The 8,909-nt window shown below is 43.5% G+C and carries 6 protein-coding genes and 1 pseudogene; all 7 read right to left on the reverse strand.

All coding sequences use genetic code 11. The features are described 5' to 3' along the window. Positions 1 to 183 (reverse strand): annotated as a pseudogene (metQ, locus tag ACJHV0_RS03300) (methionine ABC transporter membrane-anchored lipoprotein MetQ); the annotation flags it as partial. Between the two features lie 95 nt (positions 184 to 278). Beyond that, positions 279 to 1,106 (reverse strand): MetQ/NlpA family lipoprotein, encoded by an 828-nt coding sequence (locus ACJHV0_RS03305; protein ID WP_334236134.1) that lies wholly within the window; start codon positions 1,104 to 1,106, stop codon positions 279 to 281. 21 nt (positions 1,107 to 1,127) lie between these two features. Beyond that, positions 1,128 to 1,805: a methionine ABC transporter permease gene (locus tag ACJHV0_RS03310; protein ID WP_025216909.1), complete on the reverse strand. Its 678-nt coding sequence runs from the start codon at positions 1,803 to 1,805 to the stop codon at positions 1,128 to 1,130. Next, on the reverse strand, positions 1,795 to 2,829 hold the full coding sequence (gene metN / locus ACJHV0_RS03315; protein ID WP_283385560.1) for a methionine ABC transporter ATP-binding protein MetN: 1,035 nt from the start codon (positions 2,827 to 2,829) through the stop codon (positions 1,795 to 1,797). Before metN ends, ACJHV0_RS03310 begins: the two co-directional genes overlap by 11 nt. A gap of 268 nt (positions 2,830 to 3,097) precedes the next feature. Beyond that, a complete protein-coding gene (putA, locus tag ACJHV0_RS03320) occupies positions 3,098 to 6,694 on the reverse strand; it encodes a bifunctional proline dehydrogenase/L-glutamate gamma-semialdehyde dehydrogenase PutA (protein ID WP_483133375.1) in 3,597 nt (1,198 codons plus the stop codon). A gap of 278 nt (positions 6,695 to 6,972) precedes the next feature. Further along, the gene (gene putP, locus ACJHV0_RS03325; protein ID WP_334228983.1) at positions 6,973 to 8,481 is read right to left on the reverse strand and encodes a sodium/proline symporter PutP; all 1,509 of its coding nucleotides are present in this window, start codon (positions 8,479 to 8,481) and stop codon (positions 6,973 to 6,975) included. 286 nt (positions 8,482 to 8,767) lie between these two features. Then, on the reverse strand, positions 8,768 to 8,909 hold a 142-nt coding region (locus tag ACJHV0_RS03330), incomplete at its 5' end, for a CysS/YqeB C-terminal domain-containing protein (protein WP_483133376.1).

An 8,909-nucleotide genomic window follows, 5' to 3' on the forward strand; every position in this document is an offset into this window, starting at 1 on the left:
TTTTGCAATTTTCACTGCAACTTCGGTCATTTGTGCTTCAGGACCGGTCATTACGCCAACTTTTAACGGAGCTTGTTTCTCCGCTTTTGCAGGTTCTGCCGCTGCTTGTGTTTTTTCTTCTTTACAGGCGGTTAATGCTAAAGCAGATACTAACACTACGCCTAATAGTTTTTTAAAGTTCATTTGAGTTCTTCCTATATAAGAGTTTTAAAATAAAAAGCGATTAACCTTAGAGATAAAGCTCAGCGATTAATCGCTAATATGAAAAAAACAGAAAATTACCAGCCTTTTACTACACCATCTTTGAAGTGTTTTTGTGCTTCTTGGTACACTTCTTCAGTTTGGTAAGATTTGATAAAGTTTTGTACGTTGTCTGCATCTTTATTATCTTGGCGAGCAACAATGATATTCACATACGGAGAATCTTTAGACTCAACAAACACACCGTGATCTTGAGTATTTAAGCCAACTTGACCTGCATAAGTGTTATTCACTACCGCTAAATCCACATCATCTAATGCTTTTGCAGCAATTGAAGTATCTACTTCTTTAATTTCTAATTTTTTCGGGTTCTCAATAATATCTACTGACGTTGAGAATAAATTAGTATTATCTTTTAACTTAATTAACCCCTGTTTTTCTAATAAAATTAACGCACGGGCTAAGTTAGATGGATCGTTTGGTACGGCAATCACAGCACCCTCTGCCAATTCAGCAACATTTTTCACTTTTTTAGAATAACCAGCTAACGGATAAACGAAAGTGTTCCCCACAATTACTAAGTTGTTTAAGCCTTTTGATTGGCTGTCTTTATCTAAATACGGCTTGTGTTGGAATGCGTTAGCATCTAAATCACCTTTGCTTACCGCCGTATTTGGTAATGCGTAGTCGTTAAATAGAACAAATTCTACGTCTAAACCGTATTTTTCTTTAGCAATTTGTGCGGCTCGTTCTGCAACAGTATGTTCAGGACCTGACATTACCCCTACTTTAATTTTTGCAGATGCAGGAGCTGCTGCTGCAGGCTCTGCTTTTTTCTCATCTTTACACGCAGTTAATGCTAATGCAGAAACTAATGCCACACCTAAAATTTTCTTGAAACTCATAAAAACCCCTATTTAATAAAATTAACGATGATCGTAACGTTTTGCTAAAGTATCGCCCAATTTCTGGCTTACCATCACAATCGCCACAATAATGATTGTTGCAATCCATTTTACATAAACCATATTACGGTGCTCCCCGTAACTGATTGCCAAGTTTCCTAACCCGCCGCCACCTACAGCACCTGCCATTGCAGAATAACCGATTAAAGCCACTAAGGTTAAAGTAATACCATTGATTAAAATCGGCAAAGATTCCGGTAAATAGAATTTAGTTACTACTTGCCAATTGGTTGCCCCCATTGATTTTGCTGCTTCAGTTAAACCTGATGGAATTTCCAATAACGCATTAGACGTTAAGCGAGCAAAAAACGGAATTGCTGATACGCTTAACGGCACAATCGCCGCTGTTGTTCCTAAAGTTGTACCCACAATTAAACGGGTAACAGGTAACAGAATAATCAATAAAATAATAAACGGAATAGAACGTCCGATATTAATAATCACATCTAAAATTTGATGTAATCTTGGGTTTTCTAAAATTTCACCTTTACCTGTTAAAAAAGCCAAAAAACCAATCGGCAAACCAATGATGACAGCTAATGCCGTCGCCACAAAGCCCATATAAATGGTTTCAAAAGTAGATTCCCACACTAAGCCCCACATTTGTGGCGTCATCTCTCTCAAAAAATCAGCCCACATAGCCTAACACCTCTACTTTTACATTATTATCCATCAAATAAAATTTTGCTTCTGCAATCGCATCCGAATTACCGCTTACTTCTGCAATCACAAAACCAAATTTCACACCACCGGCATAGTCAATTTGCGACATCAAAATACTAAAATCAATACCGAATTTTTTCGATGCAATTGAAAGAAGCGGTGCATCAACTGAACGCCCTGTAAATTCAAATTTAATAATCGGCTGGCTATGTTCCGTTGGTGAACTTAAAAGTTGCTCTCTATATTCTTGCGGCAAATCAAAATGGAAAGTCGATTGAATAAATTTCTGAGCTAATTCCGTTTTCGGGTTCGAGAAAATTTCACTCACCGAACCGGATTCAATCAACTGCCCTCTATCAATAACCGCCACACGATCGCAAATGCGTTTTACCACTTCCATTTCGTGGGTAATCAACAAAATAGTTAAGCCTAAACGTTTATTAATATCTTTTAATAATTGCAAAATAGATTGCGTGGTTGCCGGGTCTAACGCACTGGTTGCTTCATCACAAAGCAGAACGTGCGGATCGCTTGCCAACGCACGAGCAATCGCCACACGCTGTTTTTGCCCACCGGAAAGGTTTGACGGATAAACATCTTTACGATCGGTTAAGCCTACCAATTCCAACAGCTCATTCACTTTCCTATCCACTTCCGCTTTCGGCGTATTGCTCAAACGCAACGATAACGCCACATTCTCAAACACGGTTTGAGAAGAAAGCAAATTAAAATGTTGGAAAATCATCGCAATATTACGGCGAGCTTTAATCAACTCTTTATCCGACATTGCGGTTAAATCTTGTCCATCAACAATCACTTGCCCCATAGTCGGGCGTTCTAATAAATTTACGCAACGAATTAAGGTACTCTTGCCTGCACCAGATGCCCCAATCACACCATAAATAGTGCCTTTTGGAACTTCCAGATTTACATTATCCAGAGCGGTAATTTTTTTACCCTTTACCTCAAATTGCTTGCTGATATTTTTCAGCTGAATCATTTTTCTATCCACATTAATTAAAATTATTTCTTCGCTATTTTAGACGTCTAGAATGCTATGTCAATCAAGTAACCTAAATTTTTTATTCCAAATAAGCATAACGCATAAAATAAGTGATTGCACTTGAAATAAATTGAGGTTTTGTATGACTGGTTTTCATCATAACTGAAAAAATACCCTTTATCATTTTTATAAGTATATAAATAATAAGCTATTAAATAAAAAAGACAGCTCAAATTGAGCTGCCTCATCATTTTATATTTATAGCTTAATCCATCTCACTCATCAAACTCGCATTACCACCTGCGGCAGCAGTATTGATACTAATTGCTTTTTCGTGAACAAGTGGCAGCAACGAAAGGGCTAAATCAAGGCTGTCGATGTAGGTCAAAATCGCACCTCTGCGTTCGGCGTGGTGAGTTTTTTCTTCGACCGAAAGCGGATCAAGCACGATCAAGACACTCAACTGGTCAAGGCTGTTGAAATCGTCTACGACCTGTACGTTGCCGTCAAAATGGGGAGCATATTTCGCCAGTTCGCTGCCACGTTCAACCACCGCTTGGCTACCTGCAATCACAATCGCAATCAGTGCTTGAACCTGCTCGGCAAGCGTGCCTTTTCCAATCGCGATTTGCGGACGGGCGACCAGCGTGAGGTAGTTTTTCTCGCCGGTGATGCCCTGCATTGGGTAGGTTTTACCGAGAGGTGATTGACGGGTTAGGCTCTGTACAAGGTCAAGTGCATTCTGTTGTTCCGTACCGGAGAGTACGTTACGGATTGCATTTTTCAGCCCAAAATTGACCGCTTGTACACTGCCTTCCAAGCCGTTAAGCGTCCACTCATTGCGGTTTACCAAACGTTGCAGGTAAAGCGGTCCCCCCGCTTTCGGACCTGTTCCTGACAAGCCCATTCCGCCAAATGGTTGCACTCCAACTACAGCACCAACAGTATTACGGTTCACATACAGGTTACCCGCGTGAATGCTCGCCAACCAGCGTTCGACCGTTTCGTCAATGCGGCTATGCAAACCACTGGTTAAGCCAAAACCGGTCGAGTTGATGTCTGCGATCACTTGGTCGAGCTTATCGGCATCAAAACGAATAACGTGCAACACCGGTCCGAATACTTCGTGTTTGAGCTGGCTGATGTGGTCGATTTCCAGAACTGTTGGCGGCACAAAAATGCCGTTCGCGGCAATTTCCGGCTCGATCTCAACCTGATAGCAACTTTTCGCGGATTTTTTGATATTTTCAATATGGTCGAGCAAGCGTTGCTGTGCCACTTTATCGATTACCGGTCCAATATCGGTAGTAAGCTGCTGTGGTCTGCCGATTTTCAGCTCTGCCATCGCACCTTCTAACATCGTGAGAATGTGGTCAGCAACATCGCGTTGCAAGTAAAGCACACGCAAGGCGGAACAACGTTGCCCTGCGGAGTCGAACGCTGAATTCAGCACGTCAGCCACCACCTGTTCGCCTAATGCTGAGCTATCGACAATCATCGCATTTTGTCCACCGGTTTCTGCGACAAGCGGTACGATTTTCGTATTTTTCTGCAAATTCCGATTGATGTTTTTCGCAGTGTCAGTCGAACCGGTAAAAATCACGCCGTTCACACGACTATCTGCTACCAACGCTGCTCCCACAGTTTTACCACTGCCCGGTAAGCATTGCAGTGCAGCTTTCGGCACGCCGGCTTGGTAGAACAGGTTTACGGCGAAATGTGCCATCAGCGAGGTTTGCTCGGCAGGTTTTGCCAACACCACGTTACCAGCAACTAAGGCAGATGAGACTTCACCCACGAAAATCGCGAGCGGAAAGTTCCACGGGCTGATTGCGACCACCACACCGCGTGGGTTGCGGTAGGCTTCGACATTATTACGAACAGTTTTTGCATAATAACGGCAGAAATCGACCGCTTCACGCACCTCGGCAATCGCGTTGTTCAGTGCTTTGCCTGCCTCACGCACGGCTAAATCGAACAGTTGCGGCATATTCGCTTCCATTAAATCCGCCATTTTTTCAAGGCACTCGGCACGCGTCGCAGGCGAAGTGTTCGCCCATTCGCTTTGGAATTGTTCCGCCACATCAAAGGCATTTGCCACATCGGTTTCGGTTGCGTCCACCACCTCGCCGACTAACTCGTTCACGTTCGCCGGATTGTAAATTTTTCGCGTTTCCTGACCGCTTGTTGTACCGCTTGCAAGCTGTGGCTCAGCAATATACTGCTGTTTCGCCAGTTCGTTCAGGTGAGTTTCTAAGGTTTGCAGGCTGATTGAATCGGTTAAATCATAGCCTTTGGAATTCGGGCGAGCGTCACCGAACAGTGCCACCGGCATTGGGATTTTCGGGTGCATTGTACCTTGAGTTGGCGTTGCTTTTTGCACCGGATCTTGGGCGAGATCATCAATGCTCAGGTTTTCATCAACAATTTGGCTGACGAACGAGCTGTTCGCACCATTCTCCAACAGGCGACGTACCAAGTAGGCGAGCAAGGTTTGGTAAGTGCCGACAGGGGCATAAATACGGCACTGTACATTCAAGTTATTGCTACCAACCACTTGATCGTACAGGCTTTCACCCATACCGTGCAAGCATTGGAATTCAAAACGTTTGCCCTGTGCCAAGTGGTAAATAGTAGCAAGAGTTTGGGCGTTGTGAGTAGCAAATTGTGGGTAGATCACATCTTGTGCGGCAAGTAGTTTTTTCGCACAGACGATGTAGTTTAAATCGGTATGCACCTTGCGAGAGAATACCGGATAGCCCTCCGCACCGTCCGTTTGGGCTCGTTTGATTTCGGTATCCCAGTATGCCCCTTTCACCAAACGGAGCATCAGTTGGCGGTTGTTTTTACGGGCGGTATTGATTAAATGTTCGATCACATAGGGGCAGCGTTTTTGGTACGCTTGCACCACAAAGCCGATGCCGTTGAAGCCGGCTAAATCCGGATCGGCAAGCAGTTTGTCCATTAAATCGAGCGATAGCTCCAGACGGTCGGCTTCTTCGGCATCAATATTCAAGCCAATGTCGTAGTTTTTCGCCAGTAAAAACAGGTCTTTCAGGCGTGGATAGAGTTCGTCCATTACCCGTTGATGTTGTGCCAGCGAGTAGCGAGGGTGAATAGCGGAGAGTTTGACTGATACGCCCGACGATTTATACACTCCCAAGCCTTTAGAGGTTGCACCAACCGCGTGAATGGAAGCGACATAGTCGGCATAGTAGCGTTTGGCATCTTCCGCCGTAAATGCCGCCTCACCCAACATATCGTAGCTGTAACGGTAACCCATTGCGAAGCGTTTCTCGCCGTTTTTGATCGCTTCTTGAATGGTCTCACCGGTTACAAACTGTTTGCCGAGCATCCGCATCGCAACGTCTACGCCTTTGCGGATTAACGGCTCGCCACCTTTGGAAATCAGACGGGACAGGGCGGACGAGAGCGAGCTTTCGCTATGGGTAGAAACCAGTTTGCCGGTAATCACCAAGCCCCAAGCTGCTGCATTCACAAACAGCGATGGACTGTTTCCGGTGTGCGAACGCCAATCACCTTTGGCGATTTTATCTCGAATGAGTTTATCAGCGGTAGCTTTGTCCGGAATACGCAATAACGCTTCTGCAAGACACATCAATGCCACGCCTTCCTGGCTGGAAAGGGAAAATTCGTGCATTAACGCATCTACCCCACTCGCCTTTTTACGTGAGGTACGGACTTTGCCGACTAATTGGGTAGTAAGCTTTTTAATGCTGTCTGCGTGCTCATCACAACGAGCTTGTTCCAGCAGGTTTTGCACGAGAGTTTGCTCGTCAAAACGATAATAACGACTCAATTCAGGACGGATAGTCGTATTCGGTAAGAGTTGGTATGGCATAGTTTTTCCTTATTTTGTAATGCAAGCGGTAGAATTTACTAATTTTTTTGTAAAAGAAACCGCTTGTTGTGATGATTTATGAAAATGTACATTCTTATTAAAATATTCCCCCTATTTATGAGCAAAGAGAAACCGGAGGAGGTTCGATAGAAGTGATTACTGCCAAATCATTACTAACTTCTCATAACTCAGAGGGAGAAAATACCATTGAAAATTTACATTCACCTTTTGTTCAAAAATATAAAAAAACAGCCGCCTAGACAGGCAGCCGTTTTTTGCTATTTGCTCATTTCAGTTTCATAGGCTTTTTCAGCATTTTCAAAAGTAGCCACGATCTCTTGGCGAGGCTCTGGAGTAATTAGAGAAACCACTACGATCGCGATCATTGCAAGGATAAAGCCGGGGATCATTTCATAAATTCCGCTATTAGGCACAATATCATTCCAGAATACTACCACTAACGCACCGGTCAGCATTCCGGCAAGTGCACCGGCAGCATTCATTCGTTTCCAAAACAGAGATAAAATGACCACCGGTCCGAAAGCACAACCGAAACCCGCCCACGCATACGACACCAAACCTAGCACTTTGCTGTTTGGGTCTTGAGCAAGTACAATCGCTAATACAGAAATTGCCAGTACCATTAAGCGACCGAGCCAGACTAGCTCTTTTTGTGTGGCGTTCGGGCGGATAAAGCCCTTATAGAAATCTTCGGTAATCGCACTTGAACAAATAAGCAACTGACAGCTTAAAGTACTCATTACTGCCGCTAAAATCGCAGAGAGTAAGATACCGGCAATCCACGGGTTAAATAACAATTTGGAGAGTTCAATAAACACTTGTTCGTGATTTTGACTGACGATACCAGCTTGTTCAGGATGAGCAAAGAAATAAGCTTGACCAAAGAAGCCAATACCAACTGCACCAAATAAGCAGATGATCATCCAAATCATCGAAATACGGCGGGCATTCGGAATGGATTTTACGCTGTCTGCCGCCATAAAACGGGCAAGAATGTGTGGTTGCCCAAAATAGCCCAAACCCCACGCAGAAAGACTTAATAAACCGATAAAGGTAGTACCGGTGAACAGGTCGGTGAAATCTTTATTGACCGCATTGCCTGCTTGCACAATAACTTCGTGAGTCTGTTCAAAACCGCCAAGCTGGATTAGTACAAAAATCGGGGTGAGAAATAAAGCAAACAACATTAGCGTGGCTTGAATAGTGTCCGTCCAACTTACTGCCAGGAAACCACCGATAAATGTGTAAATAATGGTTGCCAATGCACCATACCAAAGAGCAGTAGAATACGGTACACCAAATAGGTTTTCAAACAATCGAGCACCGGCTACAACACCAGAGGCACAATAGATTGCGAAGAAAAACAGGATAATCGCTGCAGAAACAATTTTCAGGATTTTACTTTTATCGCCGAAACGGTGATGGAAATAGTCTGGCAGAGTTAAAGCATTGGCATTAAATTCAGTATGAATGCGTAGTCTACCGGCAACAAACAGCCAGTTTAAATACGCACCGACAGTCAAGCCGATGGCAATCCAACCTTCGACCAGACCGGCAGCATACACAGCACCCGGCAACCCCATTAGAAGCCATCCGGACATATCCGATGCCCCAGCTGATAAGCCGGTAACAAACGCCCCTAAACGACGACCGCCGAGAATGTAGTCAGAAAGGTTGTGAGTAAAACGATAGGCAATAAAGCCGATAGCGATCATTCCGAAAATATAAATCAGAAATGTGGTGGTGGTAGGATCAAAACCGAACATAGGACTCTCCCATATTTATTATTTGTTGAAATCCGTTAATCAATTACTTATACCAAATAAGTATTAATTTCTTGTACTTTTTATCAAAAAAACCGCAACAAAAGCAACATATTTATACATTTTTTTAACAAAATGTGATCTACCCCACATAAAGTGAATCGTATTAGTTCAAAATAATCTACTTTACTGCACAAATATATAGATGAAAGAAGAAAAAAGGTTGATTCTGATGTTTCAAAATCAACCCTTAATATACTACTGCCTTTAAAGTCTTCCTATACTGAGTTTATGCCTTACGCCAAATTGTACCGTTTGGGGTGTCTTCAAGCACGATATTCATCGCTTTAAGTTTATCTCGCACTTCATCGGCAACTGCCCAGTTTTTGGTGGCTTTGGCTTCATTACGTTGCTTGATAAGCGCCTCAATT

The organism is Mannheimia sp., assembly GCF_056854775.1.